25 protein-coding genes are annotated in these 21,178 nt (G+C 73.9%); 16 read left to right on the forward strand and 9 right to left on the reverse strand.

Translation table 11 applies throughout. The annotated features are described in order from the left end of the window. The coding region (locus tag ACXJKF_RS00005) for an integrase core domain-containing protein (protein ID WP_456785693.1) at positions 1–190 on the forward strand (190 nt) is incomplete at its 5' end. 13 nt (positions 191–203) lie between these two features. On the opposite strand, the gene ACXJKF_RS00010 is transcribed toward ACXJKF_RS00005, so the two are convergent. After that, positions 204–1,907, reverse strand: coding sequence for a SulP family inorganic anion transporter (locus ACXJKF_RS00010; RefSeq protein WP_456785694.1), 1,704 nt, complete (start codon positions 1,905–1,907; stop codon positions 204–206). Positions 1,908–1,993: 86 nt separating this feature from the next. Between ACXJKF_RS00010 and ACXJKF_RS00015 the strand changes: the two genes are divergently transcribed. The 6 genes from ACXJKF_RS00015 to ACXJKF_RS00040 all read left to right on the forward strand — a co-directional run bounded on the left by ACXJKF_RS00015 (position 1,994) and on the right by ACXJKF_RS00040 (position 7,861). Continuing rightward, positions 1,994–2,812, forward strand: a complete 819-nt coding sequence (locus ACXJKF_RS00015) for a dienelactone hydrolase family protein (RefSeq protein WP_456785695.1) — start codon at positions 1,994–1,996, stop codon at positions 2,810–2,812. Between the two features lie 76 nt (positions 2,813–2,888). Beyond that, positions 2,889–4,139, forward strand: a complete 1,251-nt coding sequence (locus tag ACXJKF_RS00020) for a hypothetical protein (protein WP_456785696.1) — start codon at positions 2,889–2,891, stop codon at positions 4,137–4,139. Then, positions 4,136–5,254 (forward strand): caspase family protein, encoded by a 1,119-nt coding sequence (locus ACXJKF_RS00025; protein WP_456785697.1) that lies wholly within the window; start codon positions 4,136–4,138, stop codon positions 5,252–5,254. Before ACXJKF_RS00020 ends, ACXJKF_RS00025 begins: the two co-directional genes overlap by 4 nt. Beyond that, on the forward strand, positions 5,251–6,513 hold the full coding sequence (locus ACXJKF_RS00030; RefSeq protein ID WP_456785698.1) for a hypothetical protein: 1,263 nt from the start codon (positions 5,251–5,253) through the stop codon (positions 6,511–6,513). Before ACXJKF_RS00025 ends, ACXJKF_RS00030 begins: the two co-directional genes overlap by 4 nt. A 10-nt stretch (positions 6,514–6,523) precedes the next feature. Further along, positions 6,524–7,027, forward strand: coding sequence for a GNAT family N-acetyltransferase (locus tag ACXJKF_RS00035; protein ID WP_456785699.1), 504 nt, complete (start codon positions 6,524–6,526; stop codon positions 7,025–7,027). A 9-nt stretch (positions 7,028–7,036) separates the two neighbouring features. Then, positions 7,037–7,861, forward strand: coding sequence for a VOC family protein (locus ACXJKF_RS00040; RefSeq protein WP_456785700.1), 825 nt, complete (start codon positions 7,037–7,039; stop codon positions 7,859–7,861). Here ACXJKF_RS00040 and ACXJKF_RS00045 read toward each other — a convergent pair. Genes ACXJKF_RS00045 through ACXJKF_RS00060 form a run of 4 tightly spaced genes read right to left on the reverse strand, consistent with a single transcriptional unit; the run spans position 7,845 to position 10,880 of the window. Then, the gene (locus tag ACXJKF_RS00045; protein ID WP_456785701.1) at positions 7,845–8,210 is read right to left on the reverse strand and encodes an HNH endonuclease; all 366 of its coding nucleotides are present in this window, start codon (positions 8,208–8,210) and stop codon (positions 7,845–7,847) included. The genes ACXJKF_RS00040 and ACXJKF_RS00045 overlap by 17 nt on opposite strands. 14 nt (positions 8,211–8,224) lie before the next feature. Further along, entirely contained in the window at positions 8,225–9,772 is a 1,548-nt protein-coding gene (locus ACXJKF_RS00050; protein ID WP_456785702.1) for a protein kinase domain-containing protein, read from the reverse strand. Further along, positions 9,769–10,500: a hypothetical protein gene (locus ACXJKF_RS00055; protein WP_456785703.1), complete on the reverse strand. Its 732-nt coding sequence runs from the start codon at positions 10,498–10,500 to the stop codon at positions 9,769–9,771. Before ACXJKF_RS00055 ends, ACXJKF_RS00050 begins: the two co-directional genes overlap by 4 nt. Before the next feature lie 2 nt (positions 10,501–10,502). Continuing rightward, entirely contained in the window at positions 10,503–10,880 is a 378-nt protein-coding gene (locus ACXJKF_RS00060) for a hypothetical protein (RefSeq protein WP_456785704.1), read from the reverse strand. A gap of 187 nt (positions 10,881–11,067) precedes the next feature. Between ACXJKF_RS00060 and ACXJKF_RS00065 the strand changes: the two genes are divergently transcribed. Then, entirely contained in the window at positions 11,068–12,153 is a 1,086-nt protein-coding gene (locus tag ACXJKF_RS00065; RefSeq protein WP_456785705.1) for a right-handed parallel beta-helix repeat-containing protein, read from the forward strand. A 6-nt stretch (positions 12,154–12,159) separates the two neighbouring features. Here the strand turns inward: ACXJKF_RS00065 and ACXJKF_RS00070 are convergent, their stop codons facing one another. Both ACXJKF_RS00070 and ACXJKF_RS00075 read right to left on the reverse strand, forming a co-directional pair. After that, positions 12,160–13,200 (reverse strand): NosD domain-containing protein, encoded by a 1,041-nt coding sequence (locus ACXJKF_RS00070; protein WP_456785706.1) that lies wholly within the window; start codon positions 13,198–13,200, stop codon positions 12,160–12,162. Between the two features lie 107 nt (positions 13,201–13,307). Then, positions 13,308–14,030: a VOC family protein gene (locus ACXJKF_RS00075; protein WP_456785707.1), complete on the reverse strand. Its 723-nt coding sequence runs from the start codon at positions 14,028–14,030 to the stop codon at positions 13,308–13,310. A gap of 42 nt (positions 14,031–14,072) precedes the next feature. Between ACXJKF_RS00075 and ACXJKF_RS00080 the strand changes: the two genes are divergently transcribed. The 5 genes from ACXJKF_RS00080 (at position 14,073) to ACXJKF_RS00100 (ending at position 17,810) form a co-directional block, all read left to right on the forward strand. Continuing rightward, on the forward strand, positions 14,073–14,519 hold the full coding sequence (locus tag ACXJKF_RS00080) for a DUF3093 family protein (RefSeq protein WP_456785708.1): 447 nt from the start codon (positions 14,073–14,075) through the stop codon (positions 14,517–14,519). Positions 14,520–14,601: 82 nt separating this feature from the next. After that, complete coding sequence (locus ACXJKF_RS00085; protein ID WP_456785709.1) at positions 14,602–15,438, forward strand: hypothetical protein; 837 nt, start codon at positions 14,602–14,604, stop codon at positions 15,436–15,438. Continuing rightward, on the forward strand, positions 15,435–16,880 hold the full coding sequence (locus ACXJKF_RS00090) for a hypothetical protein (RefSeq protein WP_456785710.1): 1,446 nt from the start codon (positions 15,435–15,437) through the stop codon (positions 16,878–16,880). Before ACXJKF_RS00085 ends, ACXJKF_RS00090 begins: the two co-directional genes overlap by 4 nt. A 10-nt stretch (positions 16,881–16,890) precedes the next feature. Next, positions 16,891–17,169 carry a hypothetical protein gene (locus tag ACXJKF_RS00095; protein WP_456785711.1) on the forward strand — a complete coding sequence of 93 codons (279 nt, stop codon included), beginning with the start codon at positions 16,891–16,893 and terminating at the stop codon, positions 17,167–17,169. After that, positions 17,166–17,810, forward strand: a complete 645-nt coding sequence (locus tag ACXJKF_RS00100; protein ID WP_456785712.1) for a hypothetical protein — start codon at positions 17,166–17,168, stop codon at positions 17,808–17,810. The genes ACXJKF_RS00095 and ACXJKF_RS00100 overlap by 4 nt, the downstream gene beginning before the upstream one ends. Here ACXJKF_RS00100 and ACXJKF_RS00105 read toward each other — a convergent pair. Both ACXJKF_RS00105 and ACXJKF_RS00110 read right to left on the reverse strand, forming a co-directional pair. Next, positions 17,769–18,410 carry a VanZ family protein gene (locus ACXJKF_RS00105; protein WP_456785713.1) on the reverse strand — a complete coding sequence of 214 codons (642 nt, stop codon included), beginning with the start codon at positions 18,408–18,410 and terminating at the stop codon, positions 17,769–17,771. The genes ACXJKF_RS00100 and ACXJKF_RS00105 overlap by 42 nt on opposite strands. Continuing rightward, a complete protein-coding gene (locus tag ACXJKF_RS00110; protein WP_456785714.1) occupies positions 18,407–19,036 on the reverse strand; it encodes a M15 family metallopeptidase in 630 nt (209 codons plus the stop codon). Before ACXJKF_RS00110 ends, ACXJKF_RS00105 begins: the two co-directional genes overlap by 4 nt. A gap of 87 nt (positions 19,037–19,123) precedes the next feature. Between ACXJKF_RS00110 and ACXJKF_RS00115 the strand changes: the two genes are divergently transcribed. Genes ACXJKF_RS00115 through ACXJKF_RS00125 form a run of 3 tightly spaced genes read left to right on the forward strand, consistent with a single transcriptional unit; the run spans position 19,124 to position 21,178 of the window. After that, positions 19,124–19,792 carry a response regulator transcription factor gene (locus tag ACXJKF_RS00115; RefSeq protein ID WP_456785715.1) on the forward strand — a complete coding sequence of 223 codons (669 nt, stop codon included), beginning with the start codon at positions 19,124–19,126 and terminating at the stop codon, positions 19,790–19,792. A 10-nt stretch (positions 19,793–19,802) separates the two neighbouring features. Then, positions 19,803–20,903, forward strand: coding sequence for a sensor histidine kinase (locus ACXJKF_RS00120; protein ID WP_456786011.1), 1,101 nt, complete (start codon positions 19,803–19,805; stop codon positions 20,901–20,903). After that, on the forward strand, positions 20,900–21,178 hold the full coding sequence (locus ACXJKF_RS00125) for a hypothetical protein (RefSeq protein ID WP_456785716.1): 279 nt from the start codon (positions 20,900–20,902) through the stop codon (positions 21,176–21,178). Before ACXJKF_RS00120 ends, ACXJKF_RS00125 begins: the two co-directional genes overlap by 4 nt.

A 21,178-nucleotide genomic window follows, 5' to 3' on the forward strand; every position in this document is an offset into this window, starting at 1 on the left:
CCCCTGGCAGAACGGCAAGGTGGAGCGCCTGAACCGCACCCTGCAGACCGAGTGGGCCTACCGGCAGGTCTTCACCAGCAACGCCGAACGTACCGCCGCCCTTGCCCCCTGGCTCGAGCACTACAACACTCGACGACGCCACAGCGCCCTCGGAGGCCTCCCACCGATCAGCCGACTGTCACCAACGTGACGGCCGAGTACAACTAGGGCGTCTCGCGCGCCTGCGCCCGGTGGGCCTCGACGGCCCGGTGCACGCTCCCGTGCAGCCGGTCCGGCCCGAGGCGGTCGACCACACCGTCGCGGGCCAGCGTCGCGCGCACGGACGGCTTGACCCGGGCCAGCCGGACCGCCACGTCGTGGTCCTGCGCCAGCGTGAGGATCTCGTGCAGGGTCGCGGCCCCCTGGGCGTCGACGATGGTGATCGCCCCGCAGTCGATCACGATCGCCGACAGCCCGGGGTTCGCCTCGGACACCTCGCGCACCCGGTCCTCCAGAGCGTCCGCCGTGGCGAAGAACAGCCCGCCGTCGATGCGGATCACCGCGATGTCCGGCTCGGGCTCGTCGTCCGCGTGCTCCCCGAGCTCCCGGAACACCTGCGTGCCGCGCTCCCGGACCATCAGGGGCAGGGACGGCCGGGTGGTCACCGAGATCAGCCACAGCAGCGACAGCCCGATGCCGACGAGCACCCCCGCCAGCACGCCGACCAGCACCGTGCTGACCAGCGCGACGATCGCGATCCAGAAGTCGAACCGCTGCACCCGGGCGAGCCGGCGCAGCGCGGCCACGTCCATCATCCCCATGACGACGGCCTCGATGATGATCGCCGCGAGCACCGCCGTCGGCAGCCCGGAGAACAGCGGCGCCAGCAGCACCAGGGTGAGCAGCACCATCGCACCGGACGTCAGGGAGGCGACCGGGGTGCGTGCACCCGTGCGGTCGTTCAGGGAGCTCGCGGACAGGCTCGTGGACACGGGCATGCCCTGGAGCAGTCCCGCGCCCACGTTCGCCGCCCCCTGCGCGAACGACTCCTGGTCGATGTCGACGCGGTAGCGGTGCCGCGCGGCGAACGTGCGCGCGTCCCCCGCGGTCTGCGAGAACCCGATCATCACCAGCGCGACGGACGCGAGGGCGACCGTCGCGACGTTGTCCAGCAGCAGCGCCACGTCGGGCACCTCGACCGACGGCAGCCCGCGCGGCACGTCCCCGACCAGGGCGACCCCCCGCTCCCCCAGGTCGAACAGCCACGTAGCCAGCAGCCCGCCGACGACCAGGACGAGCGCGCCGGGCACGCGCGGCGCCACCCGCCGCAGCCCGAACACCGTCACGAGCGCGACCACGCCGACGACGACCGTCGCGCGGTTCACGTCGCCGAGCGTCCCGAGCCACGACCACAGCTCCTGCGGCGGCGTCGACCCCTCGGCGCTCGTCCCCGTGATCTTGGGCAGCTCCCCGACGACGACGTCGATCGCGGCGCCGAACAGGAAGCCCGTCACGACGGCCCGGGACAGGAACTGCGCGATCCAGCCCATCTTCAGCACCGCGAGGACGAGGAACACGACGCCCGACACGAGCGTGATCCCGGCGACGAACGGTGCCGCCTGCGCCCCCGTGAGCCCGACGGCGAGCACCGCGCTCGCGGCGACGGCGGCCAGCCCGGAGCTGGGGCCCGTCGAGATCTGCCGGCTGGTGCCGAAGATCGCGTAGAGGATCGCGCCGGCCGCCGCGGCGTACAGACCGTTCTGCAGCGGGATCCCCGCGATGCCGGCATACCCGAGGTTCTTCGGGACGATCAGCGCCGCGACCGCGACACCGGCGGCCACGTCGGTCCGCAACCACCGTCGGTCGTAGGTGCGCAGCACGCCGATGATCGGCACCCGGTCCGCCCAGCGACGACGCTTCGCACCCATCTTCGGACCCTAGCGAGGGACGGCAGCGCCGCGAGTAGGTTTCGTCCTGGAACCGTCAGCCGGACCGGCACTGATCGGGAGACACCATGAGCCCACCGCCCTTCGGCTGGGACGACGTCGACCACGACGTGGCGCTGCCCGGCACGTCGCTGCCCTGGCCCGTGCACCGCGTCGGGGTCGGGCCACCGGTCGTCGTCATGCACGAGCTGTTCGGCATGACCGAGATGTACCTGTCCTTCTGCTACCGGCTGGCCGACGACGGGTTCACCGTCTGGATGCCGCAGCTCGTGGGCGCGTTCCCGTCGCGCACACCCGTCCAGCGGGCTGCCGCCGTCGGCGCCATCTGCATCTCGCGGGAGATCGACGTCCTGCGCAGCGGGCGCAGGAGCCCGGTCGTCACCCCGCTCCGGGTGCTCGCCCAGGCCGTGGCGACGGAGCACGGGACAGGTCGGGTCGGCGTCGTCGGCATGTGCCTGACCGGCGGGTTCGCGCTGGCGCTGGCAGCGGACCCGAGCGTGGTCGCAGCGGTCGCCGCCCAGCCGGCGCTGCCGGCGCGACCGTTCTGCGGACGGGCGCTCGGGCTGTCGCCCGGGGACGTCCGGGACATCAGGGCACGGCTCTCCCGGGGCGAGGTCGAGGTCTACTACACGCGGTTCGCGGACGACTTCATCAGCCCTCGCAGCCGACTGAAGTCAGCGGTCGAGACGCTCGACGGCGGAGCGCGCGTGCACACGGCACAGCTGCCCGCCGCGCCGTTCGGGGTGTTCGACCACGCGGTCCTCACCGCGGCACCGGCCAAGTACGCGGACAGGAAGGGGTCGGGCGCCGAGCACGCCCGGGTCCTGCTCGCCGCCGCGGCGACCGAGGTCAGCGACTTCCTCGCCGCGCGGCTCACGCCCGTTTAGGACGGCTTTTCGTCCTTGTGCACCGGTTTGTCCCGGGAGTACACAGGAGCACACCCGAAGAGCCCTGGAGGCCGCGATGCCGCTCGTCTTCGTGCACGGAGTGTCGACGCGGTCAGGCCCCGGGTTCGACCGCGGGGTCGCCGTCCGGGACGCCCTGTTCCGCCAGCACCTGCTCCCCGCCCTCGGGATCCCGCAGGCCAGGATCTCCAACCCGCTGTGGGGCGACGCCGCGGCCAGGCTCCGGTGGGGCGGCCGCTCGGTGCCGACCGGGAAGTTCGAGCTGCTGGGATCGGGCGACGCCGCCCTGGTGGAGCTGTTGTCGGGGGCGCTGCCGGCGTCCTTCGACCCGGCGGGCGACGACCGACGCGCGCTGGTGTCGATCGCGTCGATGCCGTACGACCCGACGCTCGAGGTCAACCCGCTGGCCGACGCCGTCGACGTGCTCTTCGGCGCCGCGGTGATCGCGCTCGACGACACGGAGCCCGACGCGGCCGTCGAGCTCGCGTCCTTCGGCACGGCCGCGATCGCGTACGCCCGGACGAACCCGCGGCCCGCCTGGGTGGACGAGGTCGCCGACGACGACGCCTTCGTGTCACGCCTCCGCAGGGAGGTGGTCGGTCCCGCCGGCTCCCCCGCGTTCCAGGGCATGGGGGTCGGCGCCTGGTGGAACGCCGTCGTCGAGGGGGCGACACGCATCCGGGAGGCCGTCGCGAACGTCGTCGGCAAGAAGATCGCCGACCGTGTGCGGCCGGCCGTCACGCCGCTGCTCGCCCACTTCATCGGCGACGTGTTCGTGTACCTGCACGAGCAGGGCGACCCTGCCGGCCCCGTCCGCGCGATCGTCGCCGACGCGATCCGTGCGGCGGTCAAGGCCGCACCGCCGGGCGAGCCCCTGGTCATCGTCGCCCACAGCATGGGGGGCGACATCGTGTACGACCTGCTGCGGGACCAGGAGCTGGCGGAGCTGCCCGTGCACCTCCTCGTCACCGCGGGCACGCAGATCGGCCTCTTCGAGGAGCTCAAGCTCTTCCGGGGCAGCGACGACACGATCCCGGCCGGTCCGCAGGACCTGGTCCCCCGGCTGCCGAACGTCACGCGGTGGATCAACGTCTTCGACTACACCGACCCGATCGGCTTCCAGGCCGGCTCGATCATCGACGGCGTCGAGGACTTCGCGTTCCGCACCGGCTCGCTGGTCAAGGCCCACACCCTCTACTTCCTGCAGCCCGCGTTCCACGAGCGGCTCGCGCTGCGGGCCGCAGGAGCGGCGCCGTCGCGGGTCGCGGCGCCCACGCCGGTGCGGGCCGCAGGGGCCACGCCACCATGACGCTCGGGACGGACCGCAAGGTCGCCGGCGCCGCCGTGCACGTCCTCGCCATCGGCGTGGGCACCTACCGGCACCTGCCCGGGGGCCCGGAGCCCGTCGACCACGGCACCCTCGACCTCGACCAGCTCGACGGTCCTCCGCGGTCCGTCCAGCAGCTCACCGCCTGGCTCGAGACGTCCCTGTCCCACCCCACGGCGCCGCTCGGCACCATCGAGATGCTGGCCTCCGACCTCCCCGGCGTGGAACGCGCGTCGATGGCGAACGTCCGCGACGCGTTCGACCGGTGGTACGCGCGCTGCGACACCGATCCGGGCAACGTCTCGGTCCTGTACTTCTGCGGTCACGGGGTGGAGCGCGAGTCCCAGTTCATCCTGCTCGACGACTTCGGCAGGTCCGCGACGCGGCTCCTGGACAACGCGGTGGACATCACCGCGACCCATGCGGGGATGGCCCGGTGCGCAGCCCGCGAGCAGTACGTGTTCGTCGACGCGTGCCGGTCGATCCCGTTCCAGCTGGTCAAGCAGCTGTCCGGCACCGCGGCCGCGCTCGTCGACCGGGACGTCTCCGCGGACCGGCGTCGCCACTCGGCGCTGGTGTTCGCGGTGGCGGGCGGCCACTCGGCCTTCGGTCAGGTGGGCGGCGTCACGCAGTTCACGGCGGCTCTCCTGCGCGCGCTCGACGGGCTCGGGGCGCGCCAGCTCGGCCGCTCGTGGGTGGTGGACGTCCCGACGACGCTGAGCGCGATCACGCAGCTTCTCGACGGGACCCACGGAGGCCCCGCGCAGGTGCCCACCGTCGTCGTCTCCGGGACCGGCGTGCTCCACCGGCTGCCGCGCGCTCCCGTGGTGCCCGTCTCGCTGCAGTGCACCCCGACCGACGCGGTCGCCCGGGCGACCGCGACGCTGAGCTCGCTCACGGCGCTCATCGGGACGCAGGCTGCCGACGACCGCCCGGCACGGCTGGAGGCGGTGCCGACGGGGTGGTCCGGTGAGGCCCCGGCGGGCACCTACGCGTTGCGGCTCGACTTCGCGGACCACAGCTACCCGACGTACGACGCCCCGGTCTACGCGCACCCGCCGGGCGTCTTCTACGACCCGATCGTCCTGGTCCCGTGAGCGAGCGCGCGCGGAGCCGCCTCACCGTGGTCGTCGAGGCCGGAGGGATCGCGACCGGTCAGCCGGTCGCGTGCGAGGCGATCAGCGACGCCGGCACGCGGTCCTGGGTCGGGCGGGTGGGGCGGCCGTCGGTGGTCGAGCTGCCGCGCGGGACGTACCTGGTGCGTGCGACCCTGCCGTCCGGTCCGTACGTCAGCCAGACGGTCGTGGTCGGCGCCGACGACGAGCAGCGGACCGTGCTCGCGGCGACGCCCTCCCGGAGCACCGAGCCGTTCACCGAACCGGTCCTGCAGCCGCTCCCGAGGCCCATCACCCGGGCGCCCGGCGGGTCGTTCACGGAGCAGCTCACCGACAACCCGTTCACCGAACCGTTCACAGAACCGTTCACCGAGCCGTGGCCCACCTCCGGGGCGGGCCCGGCGAACCCGACGCCGGCGAGGTGGGGTCGCCTCTGGCGCGGGTCGCTGACCTCCGATGCCGACCCCACGATCTCGCAGCGTGTGGACGGGAGCGTCGAGGTGGCGCTCGACGTCGAACCGGGCATGTACGCCTACCAGGTGGGGGGAGACCGCACCGCGTGGCGCGTCGTCTGCCTGCCACCCAGCTACGGCGCCATCGTCCGGACGAGCCCGTCGCCCGACCGGGACGGCTTCGACGACGGTCTCCACCTGGAGGCCCGTGGGACGTCCCTGCTGGCCGGCTCGCTCCTCGGGTACCTGCAGTCGGGCCAGCTGGGCGCGGCGTCGGGCCTGGCCGACGAGCTGCTCACCGAGGTCACCGAGGCGCTCGGCACGGGCGGGGTGAGCGCCGAGGCGATGGCGGCGGCCGGGTACTTCCTGCTCCGCGTCCGTCGGTCCGAGCAGCTGCGCGACTGGGTCGACGTCTTCGTCGAGGCGTTCGAGTGGCTGCCGGACGCGCACGTGCTCGCGGCGAGCGTCCTGCTGCAGCAGGACGGGGTGCCCGAGGGCGACCGCGCGCTCGACGAGCTCGTCACGGCGGCGTCCTGCGGGGTACCCCGGTACACCGAGGGGCTGCGGCTGCTGCTCGACGGGCTGGAGCGGTTCCGGTCCGACTCCCGGGGAGGCTTCCAGCACGCCGAGGCGCTCGAGCTGGTCCGCCCGTACGCGGCAGCGTGCGACTGGTCCGCCGTGCACACCACCTACTGGGCCGAGCGTCCGGACGCCCCGACGCTCGAGCAGCTCCACGGGCCTCCGAGCGACGGGGCCGCCTGGCAGGTCCTGGAACGGCTCCACGGGTAGGTTTCGCCCGGTGACCTTCGACCCCCCGCGGCCCGCCACCCCCGCCGACGTCGACGACATCCACGCGCTGCGCCGGTCCCTGGAGGACTGGATGGCCGCGCAGGGAACGGTGCAGTGGCCGCAGGGATCGCTGCCGCGCGAGCGCATCGCGGCCCGGGTGGACGCCGGCGAGTTCCACGTGGTGCGCGACGAGGCGCTCGGCCTCGTCGGGACCGTCCGGCTCCTGTGGTCGGACCCGGACTTCTGGGGTGACGACCATGCCCCGGCGGTCTACGTGCACGGGCTGATGGTCGACCGCCGCGCGGCCGGCCGCGGGGTGGGCACGACGCTGCTGGACTGGGCGGCGGCACGCGGACGCGACGCCGGGGTGGGCCTGCTCCGGCTCGACTGCCGGACCACCAACCCCGTCCTGCGCACCTACTACGAGCGCCACGGGTTCCGGGCGGTCGGTCAGAAGGACTTCGCCGACTTCTCGTGCACGCTCCTGGAGCGGAGTGTGGGTGGGCCTTCGTAGGTTGGGAGGATGACTCAGCAGCAGCGGACGTACCCGCCCGGCGTGACGTCCTGGGTGGACCTCGAGCAGGCCGACGTCGAGGCGGCGCTGGCGTTCTACGGAGCGGTCCTGGGCTGGACGTTCCAGGACGCCGCCCCGCCCGGGGCGCCGTCCCGGTACGTCATCGCGCAGGTGGACGGGCTCGACGTGGCGGGCATCGGCAGCGGCTCACCGGACGGGCCCGGCTGGCAGACGTACGTCGCGGTCGACGACCTCGAGGGCGTCCTCGACGCGGTCGTGGCCGCCGGCGGGACCGTCACCGCCGGACCCACCGCGGCGGGCGAGGGCGGCACCTGGGCCGAGGTCGCCGACCCGTCGGGGGCGGTCCTGCGGCTGTGGAAGGCGAACCGCCGGCTGGGCGCCCAGCTCGTCAACTCCCCCGGCGCCTGGAACTTCAGCGACCTGCACGCCGACGACCCGGCGACCGAGTTCTACGAGTCGGTGCTCGGCTGGGAGATCACCGACGTGTGGTCCGCGACGCTGATCCGCGTCCCCGGGTACGGCGACCACCTGGCCGCGACCACCGACCCGGACATCCGCGAGCTCCAGGCGAGCGTCTCGGTGCCGCCCGGGTTCGAGGACGCGATCGGCTGGGTCGCGCCCGCCGAGGACGGCCGGCTGCCGCACTGGCACGTGACCTTCGCGGTCGCGGACCGGGACGAGACCGTGGCGCTCGCCACCGCGAACGGCGGTGAGGTGCTCGCCACCGAGGAGTCGCAGTGGGCGCGCACGGCGACGATCCGGGACCCGCAGGGCGCGGTCTTCACCGCGAGCCAGTTCACTCCCCCGGAGTGAGGGCGAACCGCTGCGCCAGCTCCGCCTGGACCTGGACGTGCTTCGCCAGGAACGCCCGCTCGTCGAGGCGCTTGCGGCGCAGCCAGCCGGTGACCTCGTCGTTGCACTTGCTCGCGTTGCAGGACCCGCAGGCCGGGGCGATGTTGTCCAGCGTGTAGCGCCCGCCACGGGAGATCGGCAGGACGCAGTCGCGCTGCAGCGGCCGGTCCGTCGCCCCGCAGTACGCGCACCCGCCCCAGGCCGCCGTGAGCGCACCCCACTGCTCGGGGCTGAGGTCGTGCTCGACGGCAGCCATGCGGCGCTTGCGTCGCGTCGCGTACCGCGCCCTGCGCGTTCCCTTGGCCGGCATGGGCGCCACGCTAGTCACCCGTCGGCGGTCCCCGGGGCAAGCGCGAGGGCGGGTCGCTCGCACTCGAGCGCGAGGAGCAGCCCGGCCCAGCCGCCGGTCAGCACGTCGACCGCCTCGGGTGCGTGCGCCTGCGCCTGCAGCTGTGCGGCGACGTCGCGGGCAGCGCGCAGGAACGCCGGCCGCCCGGTCAGCGCGTGCGCGGCGAGGGCGCGGTGGGCGCGGGCCAGCGGGCTGCGCGGGTCCGGTGCGGGCGGCGGGACGTGCCCGCAGCGGCTCGCCCAGACGAGCGCGAGGTCGTAGGCGAACGGGTCGCCCGTGAGGGTCGCGACGCGGCCGGCGAACCAGGCGACGTGGGCCGCACGGGCGTCGTCCGCCGTCGCCCACACGGACCCGGTGACGTCGAGGGCCGCCAGGGCGTCGCCCAGGTCCGGGGCGCTGGTGCGGGGGGCGACGGCCGCCCCGGCGAACGCGTCCCGCAGCGCGCGCACCGAGCGGTACCGGCGCTCGGGGTCGGTGGACAGCGCCCGGCGCAGCACGCGCTCCCCCGTCGGCCAGGGGGTCGCCCCGACCGCGACGAAGGGGCGCGGCCGGTCCTCGGCGATCCGTCGCAGGGCCTCGTCGCGCTCGCACGCCAGGTCCAGCGGGGCCGCGCCGGTGAGCAGCCGGTACACCACGGCCGCCACCGCGTACTGCTCGGCGGCCGCGTCCAGCGCGGGGGTCGGGGTGCCGGTCCGCAGCGCCGCGGCGCCGGCCGGGTCGAGGTACTCGCCACCGCCGGGCCGCGGGGGCGGCTCGGTCGCGGTGCCGGCAAGGCCGAAGTCGATCAGCGTCACGCTGCTGTCCCCGCCGACGAGCACGTTCCCGGGGTGGACGTCACCGTGCAGGACGCCGCGCTCGTGCAGGGCGACGTACGCGTCGAGCACGGCCGCCGCGATCCGGCGGCGCCCGTCGGCGTCGGCCACCAGCGCGGCCAGGTCGGCGGAGTCGCCGTCGACCTCGTCCAGCACGAGCGTCCCCCCGGTGGACGACCGCTCGTGCCACACGAGCCGGGGGGCGACGGAGCCGTCGAGCCGGTGCAGCGCCGCGAGCTCGCGGGAGACCAGGCCGGGCCCGTGGACCTCGTCGTCGACGACCTTCACGACGACGCGGGTGCCGTCCGCCAGCACCCCGCGCCAGATCTCGCTGTCCCGCAGCACCCGGATGCGCCCGGTGACCGTCGCGGGTCCGACCACCTCGCCGACCCGGTGCCGGTCCGCCAGGACGTGCGCCGGCGCCGTGCCGTCCGCGACGAGGACGTCGGTGCGGGTCAGGGCGACGAGGACGCCGAACGACTGGTCGAGCGTGGCCATCGGGTCGGCGCCGACGTCCGCGCTGTACGCCAGGATCGCGTCGACCAGCGTCGACGGCTCCCGGAAGTGCTCGAGCAGGGCCATCGCGTCGCTCGAGATCAGCTGGGGTGGGACGCGGCTGCCGCGTCGCGCGACGAGCACCTCGTCCTGGTCCGGCATCGGCACCGCCTCGACGTCGGCGTGCAGGAGGAACTGCACCTCGGGGGCGGTCATGCCGAGACCCGCAGGTCGGGGCGCCAGGTCACGACGTCGTAGGCGTCCGCCAGCGCGTCCAGTGCCGAGCCGGCGACGACGTCCGGCGGGACGTCCGGGCCCAGCAGCGTGCGGTGCTCGTCGAGCGCTCCGGCCACCGCCCGGCACAGCACCGCGCGCCAGCTCTCCCGGTGCCGGTCCTGCCCCCGGGACACGATGCCGGTCGCGCCGACCTGCCCGGTGAACGGCACCCCCTGCGCGTCGAACCCGTCGAGAGCCTCCGCGAGGGCGGCGGCCACGGCGTCGGCACGCGGCGCCGACGGGAGGTAGAGCACGATCTTGTCGGCGCGGTGCAGTCCGGCCGCGTCGGCGCCGACCTTCCAGGACGGCACGTCGAGGGCCGCCGCGGTCGCGAAGACCACCGGCAGCGCGGCGGGCAGGCAGGGGGGCGTCGGGCTCACGTAGACCTTGTGCACCTGCGTGGACGTCTCGATCCCGGGGGTCGTCCACCCGTTCCAGTGCTCCGTGCGGGAGCGGTCGTACCGCTCGATCGCCGGCGTCGACCGCTCGGCCACGTGGACCAGGTGGTGCGGCCAGCGGGGGTCCTGGCGCGGGTCGGCGGCGGTCCCGCCGGACCGGTACAGCACGGCGGCGAGCTCGTCGGGTCCCACCCGTCCGGCGAGCGCCGCCGCACGGACGACCACCGTGCGGGTCATCTGGGCGAGGCGACCGCCGGACGGCTGCGACATGGTCAGCCCTTCAGCACGGACTGCGCGTACGCGATGTCCTCGGGCGTGCCCTGCAGACCCTCGATCTGCAGCTCGACCGCCTTCAGCGTCACCGCGAGGCTCTCCCGCACGGTGTGCAGGTCGGACTCCGAGAGGCGCCGCGCCGGGTTCACGACCGGCGTGAGCCAGGACGGGATCGTGTAGAAGGTCGTGTCGTCGGCGGGCTGGTAGACACCCCCGCCCCCGCCCCCGCCGGCACGCACCTGGGCGATCTGCGGCGACAGTGCCGCGATCTCGATGATCGGCGACGTCTCGGGGATCGTCGGCGGGTTGGTCAGCTTGTCGTGCCACTGGAACTTCGGCACGCGCTGGACGTACAGGTCTTTCACGTAGAAACCCATGGCTCCCCCTCCAGAGAGGCCCACGCCGGACGGCGTCAGGCCGAGCGGCCCGGGCTGGGCCGTTCGAGAGGAAAGGGGACAGCGACCGCCGGGCCTGATACGGACATATGGGGTGTATCCGGCGTAGCGTGCTTGTCCTCCTCGAGGAGCGCCCATCAGGGGGCGCCCCGATCCCACGGAGCCCACCATGCGAACGACCTCCGTCCTGGCCACCGCCGCCCTCGTCGGCACGGCCGTGCTTGTCGCCACCCCCGCCCACGCCGCGCCGCTGGTCTGCGGCTCGACCGTCACCGTCAGCTCCTCGCTGACCACCGACCTGACCTGTACGGGTCCGGCGCCCGCACTGACCCTCGGCGCCGGCGTCACGCTCAACCTCAAGGGCCACACGGTCAGCGGTCCCGGCACCGGGGTGGCGATCCTCGTGCCGCAGGACGGTGACGTGGTGATCCGCAACGGCACGCTCACCGGCTGGGGCGCCGGCGTCGACACGGGCGGACCGGTGGACGAGCCGCGCTCGGGCACGGTCGCGGTCGACCGGGTCACCGTCACGGACAGCGGGACGGGCGTCGACGCGTCCGGCGAGCTGCCGTTCTCCGGCGGCAAGGCCACGACCGTGACGCGCAGCCACTTCGAGCGCGTCGGCACGGGCGTCAACGCCTCGTGGTTCGCCGACGTGTGGGTCAGCGCGTCCACGTTCACCGACTCGACGATGGGCCTGCGCGTGGACACCTCGGTCGCCGACGTGTCGGGCTCGCGGTTCGCCGGCAACGGGACCGCGATCGCGGCGACGGAGGGCGAGGTCCACGTCCACGGCTCGACGCTCGCCGACAACACCACGGGCATCCAGCTCTACTTCATGGGCGCGGCCACGGCCGATGCGAGCACGTTCCGCGGCAACGGCGTCGCCGTCAATGCCCTCGGCTTCGTGCCGCAGCTGTCGCTGACGGGCAACACGTTCGCGGCGAACACCCAGGCGGTCGAGCTCGGCGACGTCGACGGCACGATTAGCTCGAACGTGTTCCGTCGTAACGGGTCGGGCGTGCACGGGCAGTCCACGGCCACCACCAGCCTGGTCGTGCAGGACAACGTCCTGCGGGGCAACGGGGACGCGATCGTCTTCGACGCCGCCGACGCGAACACGTCGCTGGGCGGCAACACCGCGACGCGCAACAGCGGCTGGGGCATCTACGCGCCGGGTGTCACCGACCTGGGCGGGAACGCGGCGAGCGGCAACGGGAACAGCCCGCAGTGCGTGGGGGTCACCTGCTCCTGAGTGCGCTCAGCTCCGGGTGGGGCCGCACACCACCCCGGTGCACTGGGGCTCGAGGCCGTTGCCCTTCGCGACGTTGCCGCCGAGGTCCGTCGCGCCGGGCGCGAAGATGCCCCACCCGGAGTTGCGCACCGCGCGGTTGTCCCCGAGGGACACCGCCGCACCGTCCTCGGTGACGATGGCGTCGCCGTTGCGGATGAGCGTGTTGCCGACGATCTCCGCCGGCCCGTCCCAGATGCCACCGGCGGGAGCGGTGGCCGTGATGCCGACCCCGTTGCCCCGGAAGGTGTTGCCGCGGACGTTGCCCGGCAGCGAGCCGAGGCTCACCGCGACGTCGTTGCCCACGAACGTGTTGTCCTGGGCCGTGACGAAGGTCCAGCCGGACGGGGAGACGACCTCCTCGGAGCCCGTGATGGTGTTCCGGAGCAGGGTGAGGTTGGCGATGCCCACGAACCCGGACAGCCGACGGTTGTCGACGAGGGTGCTGTCGGTGAACGCCGCCCGGCCGCCGTCGGAGATCGCGGAGATGACCACGTCGTTGCGGACGAGGCGCGAGCTCGTGACGTTCACGTCCGCGAAGCGCTCCATCGCGAACACCGTGGTGTTGTCGACGACCTTCGAGCGGTCGACGACGAACGGCCCGCCCCAGTCGTTGCCACGCGCGACCGTGCCGTTGGCGTCGATCCGCAGGCCGGTCAGCGTCACGTTCCAGGCGAACGCGTCGCGGGCGTTCTCGACCACCGTCCCGAACCCGGTGACCCGCCCGTTGCGCACGACGAACGGGAACACGTCCATGTCGGTGGCCTGCACCGCGAACGCGACGTCGCCGCCGCGCAGCGTGTGACCGCGCAGGTCGAGGGTCGCAGGCGTGACCACCGTGAACGCGACCCCCGGGCACGTGAGGTTGCGGGCGAGGTGACGGTCCCCGGTCAGGACGTCCCCGCACCGCACGGCCGCCCCGGGCGGCGGCGCCGCGTGCGCGGGGACACCGAGCGCCAGCACGGCGGCGGTGAGCAGAGCGGTCAGGACGGAACGCGCGACGAGCCTCATGGCAACCCCCGGTGGGACACCCGGCGCCCAGGACGCCGAGGGCGCGCGCGCCGGTCTGGTTCGTCCATACTTGCCCCGTTTTGCCCGGATAGGCAAGGAGCGCCTGCTCAGGCCGTCGCGGGCAGCACGCAGAACTCGTTCCCGGACGGGTCCGCGTAGAGCCGCCACGGCAGGCCGCGGGCCCAGTCCGGGTGGAGCTCGCGGCCGCCGCGGTCGGCGATCCCCGCCGCGACGCGGTCCGGGTCGTCCCCCGCCTCGAGCCGGATGTCGAGGTGCAGCCGGTTCTTCGCGGGGCCCTTGGGGGCCGGCTCGTGGCACAGGTCGAGCAGGGGTCCGCGTCGCGACGGGTGCCGCAGGGTCCGGGGTGCGACGCCGGGAGCGTCCGTCCATCCGGTCAGCCACGACCAGAGCTCCGCGGCGCGGTCGGGGTCCGCACAGTCCAGCGGCAGCGCGGCGATGGGACCGGTGTCGGTGTACACGTCCCGGTCCTCCATGACGCAGAACGGGTTGCCCTCCGGGTCCGCGAGCACCACCCACGGCACGTCGCCCTGCCCGATGTCGAGCCGCTGCGCGCCGAGCCCGAGCAGCCGGTCGACCTCGTCGGCCTGGCGGACCCCGCCCCGCAGGTCCGGGTGGAGCCGCAGCGGCTCCGTCGGCGGCTCGGGAACGCGCTGGAAGCACAGGTCGAGGACCGGTCCGCCCTCGAGGGCGAGCCGCGTCTCGAAGCCGTCGGGCGTGTCGGTCAGCCGCTCACCGCCGACCACCGCCTCCCAGAACCGGCCCACCCGCTGCGGGTCGACGGCGTCGAGGACGAGGTTCTCCAGAAACATGGGGCCACGGTAGCCGCGGCCGACTCGTCCTAGGATGCCCGGGTGATCCGGTACCAGGAACGTTCCCCCAGCCGTCGCGCGTGGCTGATCCTCCTCGGGATCTGCGTCATCGCGTGGCTCGGCCTCTTCCTCGTCGACACGTCCTCCCCGTGGATGCCGACGACCATCGTGGGCATGCTCGGCATCATCGCCGCCATCACGATGTGGAGCACGGGGCGCTACGGCAACATCACGCTGACGGACACCGAGCTGCGCGTCGGGCGGGCCCGGGTGCCGATCGCGGACATCAACCCGTGGGGTGTCTCGAAGCCCGGCGAGGCCCTCGCGGGCAAGATCATCGGCGGCGCGTACGCGCAGGCGATGGGCACCCACGTCATCGGGCTCACCATGCGCGACGGCGAGACCAAGCTGGTGCAGGCGAAGGACCCGCAGGCGCTGCGCGCCGCCCTCGACGCCGCCCTGGTGCCGTTCCGCGCGGACGCGCCCTGACACGTCCGGCCCGCCGGTGACACCCGCACGGCCCCGGTAAGGTTTCGCCCGGAAACGACCCCTCCCCGAGGAGACCCAGAGCATGGCGCAGCTCGATGTGGTGCGACGACGGATCTCGCTGAGCGACGACGAGTTCGAGACGTTGCGGCTGGTCCACAACGACGAGCCGGTCGCGGACGAGGCCCGGCAGGCGCTCGTGGACGCCGGGATCGTGAGCGACGACGACGGCATCGCGCCGCTGGTGCTCGACCTGGTGCGCACCGTCTCGGAGCCGATGATCGAGTGCGCCGTCGAGACCGCCGGTCCGCAGGGGGCGGCGAACGCGCTGCTCGCGGTGCGCGAGGAGACCGTCTGGTACACCGACCCGTGGCCGCAGGGCGGGCCGACACCGTCCACGGTGTACTGCCAGGACGAGCTGCCGCAGATCCTGTGGGTCCTCGCGCGGCTGGTCGGGCTGCGGCGCCGCGAGGTGCCGCCGGTGGCGACGCCGTTCACGGTCCCGCTGCGGGCGATCGACGCCGTCGTGCAGACGATGGCGCTGTCCGAGGACGCGTGGGAGCCCACCCGGATCGTGGCGACCGCGCAGCTGGAGCGGTTCTTCGGCGCCGACATCGCCGAGCAGGACCGCACGATGCTCATGGCGACCCTGTCGTTCCTGGAGTCGACGTCCCGGGTGACCCTGGTGTGGGGACCGGAGATCGGGACGGACGCCCGCGGCCTGGTGCTGTGGGACTGCGGACCGGGCGGGTACTGGGTGCGCGAGCAGCCCGCCGAGCCCCTGCGCGCCGAGGACATCACCCCCGACACGGCTGCCCACTTCCGGCCGGTCAGCGGTGGGGAGGCGTGGCGGCTGCTCGCCGGGCTGCTGCCGTCGTCGGCGGACCTGCGGGCGGTGCTCGACAGGGTCCCCGCGCCGTGACCGTCAAGATCGACAAGGACGTCCTGGCGGCGACGGTCATCGCCCTGGACGACCTGTCCTACGCGCTGCCGGCCCTGTTCTCCCGCGCCAGCAACCTGGGCGCCGGCACGGACCTCGCCGGCCTGCGCGGCGCGGACCAGTGGGCCGTCGACACCGCCCGGGACCTGCAGGCCCGCATCGGCGTGCTGGAGCAGATGGCCCAGGCGAACCCCACGTTCGCCGGGGTCCGGATGACCGGCGGCCAGGCCCTCGAGGTCGCCGGCCAGTCGATGCGCATCGAGGACGCCGCGCTCGCGCTCGAGGTCTCCGGCACCCCCGCCGACGCCTGGAAGGGGGACCCGGCCAACCTCAGCGAGTGGTTCGAGCAGCTCCAGGCCTCCGCGCTGCAGAAGCTCACCGGCATGAGCGACGCGGAGCAGGCCGAGAAGCTCGTCGACGCGTACAACGACGTCCAGAACCTCGTCGTCGCCAGCACCGGCACCACCGCGGCGGTCTCCCAGATCATCCTCAAGGGAGGCCCCGCACTCGTCCGCTGGATGGCACAGCGCGGCATCGTCGACCCCGGCCTCAACGCCCTGGTCGCGTCCGGCCGGCCGGGCCTGGCGAACTGGCTCAGCGGTGCGCTCAACGCCGCCGACTCCAACTACATCAACGGCAAGACCCAGTTCACCCGGCCCGGCAGCTTCGTCCCCAACCTGACCCAGAAGCTGCTGCTGCGCACCGCGTCGACGGTCGAGGACTTCGACGCGTGGGTGCTGCGGACCTCCCAGGCGGTCAAGCCCTACGAGGTCGCCGGCCAGGTCAAGCCGACCCTGCTGGCCAAGCTGCTCACGTCCCGCCCGGGCACGGCCACCACCACGTGGGTGTCGTCGATCCTGAACACGACGAGCACCGGGCAGCTCGCCACCCGGCTCGCCGGCTGGGGCAACAACGTCTTCGGGCGGCCCTGGACCAACACGGTCACGGGCGTCACCTACGGGCGCGGCGCGGGCAACCTCCTGACCATGGCGAACCAGTCCGGCCTGCGCACCATGGTGTCCAGCGCCGGTGCGCTGCGCGTGCTGGGGGTCGCCGGGAGCGGCCTGGCCACGGTCGACGGCGTCGTCGGCCTCGTCAACAACTGGGACGAGAACGCGGACCTGTGGGAGAACGGGGGCACCGAGGGGAAGGCGCACGTCATCGGCGAGTACGCCGAGACCGCGTTCAACGCCTCGATGACCGCCGCCCTCATCGCCCCCAACCCGGTGACCCTGGGGCTCGTCGCCGTGACCGGCCTGGTGTGGGCAGGTGCGGAGGTCGTCGAGCACTGGGACGACATCACCGCCGCCGTCGACGACGCCGCGGACTGGGTGGGCGACCGGGCCGACGATGCCGCCGACTGGGCCGGCGACCGCCTGGACGACATCAAGGAGTCCGACCTCAACCCGATGAACTGGTTCTAGGGAGGACACGATGACCTCGGACGACCTGTACGCCAAGGCACGGGACCTCGACGCGCTCGCCGACGACGTCGAGACCTGCGTCGACGTCGCATGGGGTGTGCCCCGCTCGCCGGAGTGGGAGTGCGCCAACGCGAACGACGTGCGCGGCGCGCTCGACCAGTGGCGCAGCGCCGCCCGCTCGTCGGCGGGCAACCTGCGCGAGGAGGCGTCCCGCGTGCGGGGCGAGGCGGGCAGGGCGGCGCAGCGCGAGCAGGACGCGCGCGACGCCCAGGCCAACGTCCCCCGGTGACGGGGCTCGACGTCTGGGCGCCGCTCGGCGCGGCGGGGTCGGCCGAGGTCGTCGACGTCCTGACCCACCAGCAGTTCGCGAGCTCGCCCGCGGCGGCGCCCCTCGTGCACCGGTGCGATGTGGAGGTCGCCGGCCACCGGGTCGACGTGCACTGGCGGCTCGGGCGCGTCCTCGCGTGCTCGGTGCCCGATCCCACCGCCGACGGCGGGGCGCGTGAGGTGGCGTCCGGCAAGGCCGAGGGTGTCCGCACCGGCCAGGACGCGTTCGTGTGGGACTACCTCCTGATGCCGCTGACGGTCGCGGGCGAGACGGTCGAGGCCACCCGGGAGCGCAGCGGCCGCGACCGGTGGGCGTTCCACGTCGAGGGACCCGAGGGCCGGTCCTGGCGGTGGCGCCCCGCCGGCACGCTGATCGCCGACCGCATGGAGCTCACCCGCGACGGCGACCGGTCCCCCGTCGTCACCCACACGCTGCGACCGGTCCCCGGGCACCCGCGCTCACCCGCGGGGCCGCCCACCGTGACCTGGCAGGAGTCGGCCGGCCTCGCCGAGGTCCTCATGCCCGTGCTGTGGGTGCTGGACCAGGTCCACAAGGGACTGCTACCCAAGGCCCAGCGCATCGCGCGGCTCGAGTTCCTGTAGGGGCGGCCCGCACAGCCCCGTGACGCGGTCGCACCGGACGTCCTCCGGCGGCCCGTACCGCAGCGGCGAGACGACGACGAGCGCGCACGCGAGCACGGCCAGCACCGTCCCGACCGTGCACACCCGCGTCAGGACCGCGCCGGTGCGCGCACCCAGCCGGCGGCGCGCCGTCGCGAGCAGGCCGAGCCCGACCAGGGCGCCGGCGGTGTTGACGACGACGTCGGTGAGGTCGGAGCTGCCGACGGCCAGGACGTACTGGGCGACCTCGAGGCCGAGGCTCACCGCCGCAGCCGCGCCCGCGACCTTCCACCACCGCCACGACGGCGCGAGCAGGCCCAGGTAGAGACCCAAGGGGACGAAGAGTGCGACGTTCACCACCACGTCGAAGGGGGTGCTGGCACCGGCACCCCTCGTGGAGACGAACGGGACGAGCTTGACGATGCGCATCCCGGCCTCGCCGACCCACGGGACCTCGAGCTTCCACAGCACGGCCCACGCGAGCAGCACGAGGTAGACCGCGAGGAGCAGGACCAGCCGGGTCGCGGCGGCCTCCGGGCTCTGCCCGGCAGTCGGTGCCTCGGGGCGGAACGTGCTGGTCACGGGTGCATCCTCGGGTCGTGCGTCGGGTCGGCGTACAGGGTCGGGCAGCCGCCGTCGACGGCCTCCGGGCGCAGCTCGTAGTGCCACGGCTCGTTGCCGTAGACCTGGCACAGCCCGTACCCCGCGCCGTGCTCCGAGAGCCACGTCGCAGCGGCCCACGGTCCCACGTCGACCGCGGCTCCCTGCACGTGCGGGGACGTGTCCGGCGTCGCCACCCAGCGGGCCGCCTCCGCGGCCGAGCCGTACCCGATGACCGCGTCGCGCAGCAGCTGGTCCTGGTACTCGGCGGAGCGCCAGCCGCTGTTCACGACGAACGTGATGCCGTCGGCGGCGGCGTCCGTCGCAGCCCGGCGGAAGGCGTCGAGCAGGTCGGGGTCGAGATTGGCCACGGCCGGGACCTCGTCGTCGAAGACCGTCACGCCGTCCGGGACGCTCCCGTCGGCCCCGAGGACCGGGGCGGCGTCACGCGGCGGCGGTGCGGGCGCCTCGGATGCGGCCAGGACGACGGACGCGGACGAGGGCTGGTCGCCGAGGAACCCGACGACGGCGACCGCCATGATCGCGACGCCGACCGCCCCGGAGACGACGGCCGATCGAGGACGGCGCGCGTGGGTCGAGGAGAACATCGCACCAGCCAACGCGAGCGCGTGTTGCCGGGGCGTATGCGGATTCCGATATCTCGACGACAGGTCGCGGCTCGTAGAGTCGAGAGGGTGCGCGTGCTGATCGTCGAGGACGAGCCCTACCTGGCCGAGGCCATCCGCGACGGCCTGCGCCTGGAGGCCATCGCCGCCGACATCGCCGGCGACGGGGACACCGCGCTGGAGCTGTTCGACGTCCACGCCTACGACCTCGCCGTCCTCGACCGCGACATCCCGGGGCCGTCCGGTGACGCCGTCGCCGCGCACATCGTCGCGTCCGGACGCGGGACGCCGATCCTCATGCTCACCGCAGCGGACCGGCTCGACGACCTGGCCTCCGGGTTCGGGCTCGGCGCCGACGACTACCTCACCAAGCCGTTCGACCTGCGCGAGCTGGTGCTCCGGCTCCGGGCGCTGGACCGGCGACGCGCCCACCACCGGCCCCCCGTCCGCGAGATCGCGGGCCTGCGCCTGGACCCGTTCCGCCGCGAGGTCTTCCGGGACGGCCGCTACGTCCCGCTGACCCGCAAGCAGTTCGCCGTCCTGGAGGTCCTCGTCGCGGCCGACGGCGGGGTGGTCAGCGCCGAGGAGCTGCTCGAGCGGGCCTGGGACGAGAACGCCGACCCGTTCACCAACGCGGTGCGCATCACCGTCTCGGCGCTGCGCAAACGGCTCGGCGAGCCCTGGCTCATCGCCACCGTGGCCGGCGCCGGGTACCGCATCGAGGACGAGCGTGGGTAGGGAGCCAGGGCTGAGCGTCCGCCTCAAGCTGACGCTCAGCTATGCCGGGTTCCTCATGATCGCGAGCTTCCTGCTCCTCGCCGTCGTCCTGGTGTTCCTCCTGCGGTACGTCCCCGACGAGGCGGTCACGGTCTCCGGGGACGACGCACCCGGCGGCCCTGGGCTCTTCATCCCGGGCCGGTCCGACCTCTGGCGTGCGTTCGCCCCCAAGGCGGCCATGGCGCTGGCTCTCCTCCTGGTGCTCGGGCTGGCCGGCGGGTGGATCCTCGCCGGCAGGATGCTCGCGCCCCTGCAGCGCATCACCGAGGCCAGCCGGCTGACCGGGAGGGGGTCGCTCTCCCACCGGATCCGGCTGCCCGGCCGCAGCGACGAGTTCCGCGAGCTCGCCGACGCGTTCGACGCGATGCTCGACCGCCTCGAGGCGCACGTCGCCGAGCAGGGCCGGTTCGCGGCCAACGCGTCCCACGAGCTGCGCACCCCGCTGGCGACCACCCGGACGCTGCTCGACGTCGCCCGCCAGGACCCGGCGCACGACCACGACGAGCTGGTCGAACGCCTCCACACGGTCAACGCCCGGGCCATCGACCTCACCGAGGCGCTGCTCCTGCTCAGCCGCGCGGACCAGCGGTCGTTCACGCGCGAACGCGTGGACCTGTCGCTCCTCGCCGAGGAGGCCGCCGAGACCCTGCTCCCGTTCGCGGAGCAGCGCGGCGTACGCCTCGACACCTCCGGCGACCTCACGCCGGCCGTGGGGTCGCGCGCGCTCCTGCTGCAGATGACCACGAACCTCGTGCACAACGCGATCGTCCACAACGCGCCCACCGGCGGGACCGTGCGGGTGCGGACCGCGGCCCTGCGGGGGTCGGCCGTGCTCACCGTCGAGAACACGGGCGAGCAGCTCGACCCGAGGCTCGTCGCGACGCTCACCGAGCCGTTCCAGCGCGGGACCGCGCGCGTGCACGGCGACCACGCGGGCGTCGGCCTCGGGCTGGCGATCGTCGAGAGCATCGTCCGCGCGCACGACGGGCACCTGATGCTCACCCCCCGTGCCGACGGGGGTCTGCGCGTCGTGGTCCGTCTGCCCGCCGCGCCGCCCCGGACGGACCGGTGACGACGACCCCGATCTCACCGACCCGCCTGCGCGCGGGCGTCTTCCTCATCCTGCTCTGGTGGGTTCCCGTCTGGCTCGCCGCCCCGGTGATCGCCGAGGCGTTCGGGCTCGAGGTCGAGAACGTCGTGGTGGGCCTCGTCGTCGTCCAGACGGTCGTCGGCGCCCTCGGCGCCCTCGTCGCCGGCAAGCAGATCACCCGCATCCTGCGTGGCGTCCCCCGCAAGCAGATGCTGCCGACCGTCTGGCGGGTGTTCCGGCACGGGTCGCTCGACTGA

Source organism: Cellulomonas sp. P5_C5, from assembly GCF_054049655.1.

Excerpts from the sequence above, each read along its gene's own strand:
- ACXJKF_RS00055 (WP_456785703.1), bottom strand. The coding sequence starts at position 10,500 with ATGTCGCAGCCGTCCGGCGGTCGCCTCGCCCAGATGACCCGCACGGTG.
- ACXJKF_RS00110 (WP_456785714.1), bottom strand. The coding sequence starts at position 19,036 with ATGTTCTCCTCGACCCACGCGCGCCGTCCTCGATCGGCCGTCGTCTCC.
- ACXJKF_RS00060 (WP_456785704.1), bottom strand. The coding sequence starts at position 10,880 with ATGGGTTTCTACGTGAAAGACCTGTACGTCCAGCGCGTGCCGAAGTTC.
- ACXJKF_RS00075 (WP_456785707.1), bottom strand. The coding sequence starts at position 14,030 with ATGTTTCTGGAGAACCTCGTCCTCGACGCCGTCGACCCGCAGCGGGTG.
- ACXJKF_RS00065 (WP_456785705.1), top strand. The coding sequence starts at position 11,068 with ATGCGAACGACCTCCGTCCTGGCCACCGCCGCCCTCGTCGGCACGGCC.
- ACXJKF_RS00015 (WP_456785695.1), top strand. The coding sequence starts at position 1,994 with ATGAGCCCACCGCCCTTCGGCTGGGACGACGTCGACCACGACGTGGCG.
- ACXJKF_RS00020 (WP_456785696.1), top strand. The coding sequence starts at position 2,889 with ATGCCGCTCGTCTTCGTGCACGGAGTGTCGACGCGGTCAGGCCCCGGG.
- ACXJKF_RS00025 (WP_456785697.1), top strand. The coding sequence starts at position 4,136 with ATGACGCTCGGGACGGACCGCAAGGTCGCCGGCGCCGCCGTGCACGTC.
- ACXJKF_RS00070 (WP_456785706.1), bottom strand. The coding sequence starts at position 13,200 with ATGAGGCTCGTCGCGCGTTCCGTCCTGACCGCTCTGCTCACCGCCGCC.
- ACXJKF_RS00045 (WP_456785701.1), bottom strand. The coding sequence starts at position 8,210 with ATGCCGGCCAAGGGAACGCGCAGGGCGCGGTACGCGACGCGACGCAAG.
- ACXJKF_RS00085 (WP_456785709.1), top strand. The coding sequence starts at position 14,602 with ATGGCGCAGCTCGATGTGGTGCGACGACGGATCTCGCTGAGCGACGAC.
- ACXJKF_RS00050 (WP_456785702.1), bottom strand. The coding sequence starts at position 9,772 with ATGACCGCCCCCGAGGTGCAGTTCCTCCTGCACGCCGACGTCGAGGCG.
- ACXJKF_RS00040 (WP_456785700.1), top strand. The coding sequence starts at position 7,037 with ATGACTCAGCAGCAGCGGACGTACCCGCCCGGCGTGACGTCCTGGGTG.
- ACXJKF_RS00010 (WP_456785694.1), bottom strand. The coding sequence starts at position 1,907 with ATGGGTGCGAAGCGTCGTCGCTGGGCGGACCGGGTGCCGATCATCGGC.
- ACXJKF_RS00095 (WP_456785711.1), top strand. The coding sequence starts at position 16,891 with ATGACCTCGGACGACCTGTACGCCAAGGCACGGGACCTCGACGCGCTC.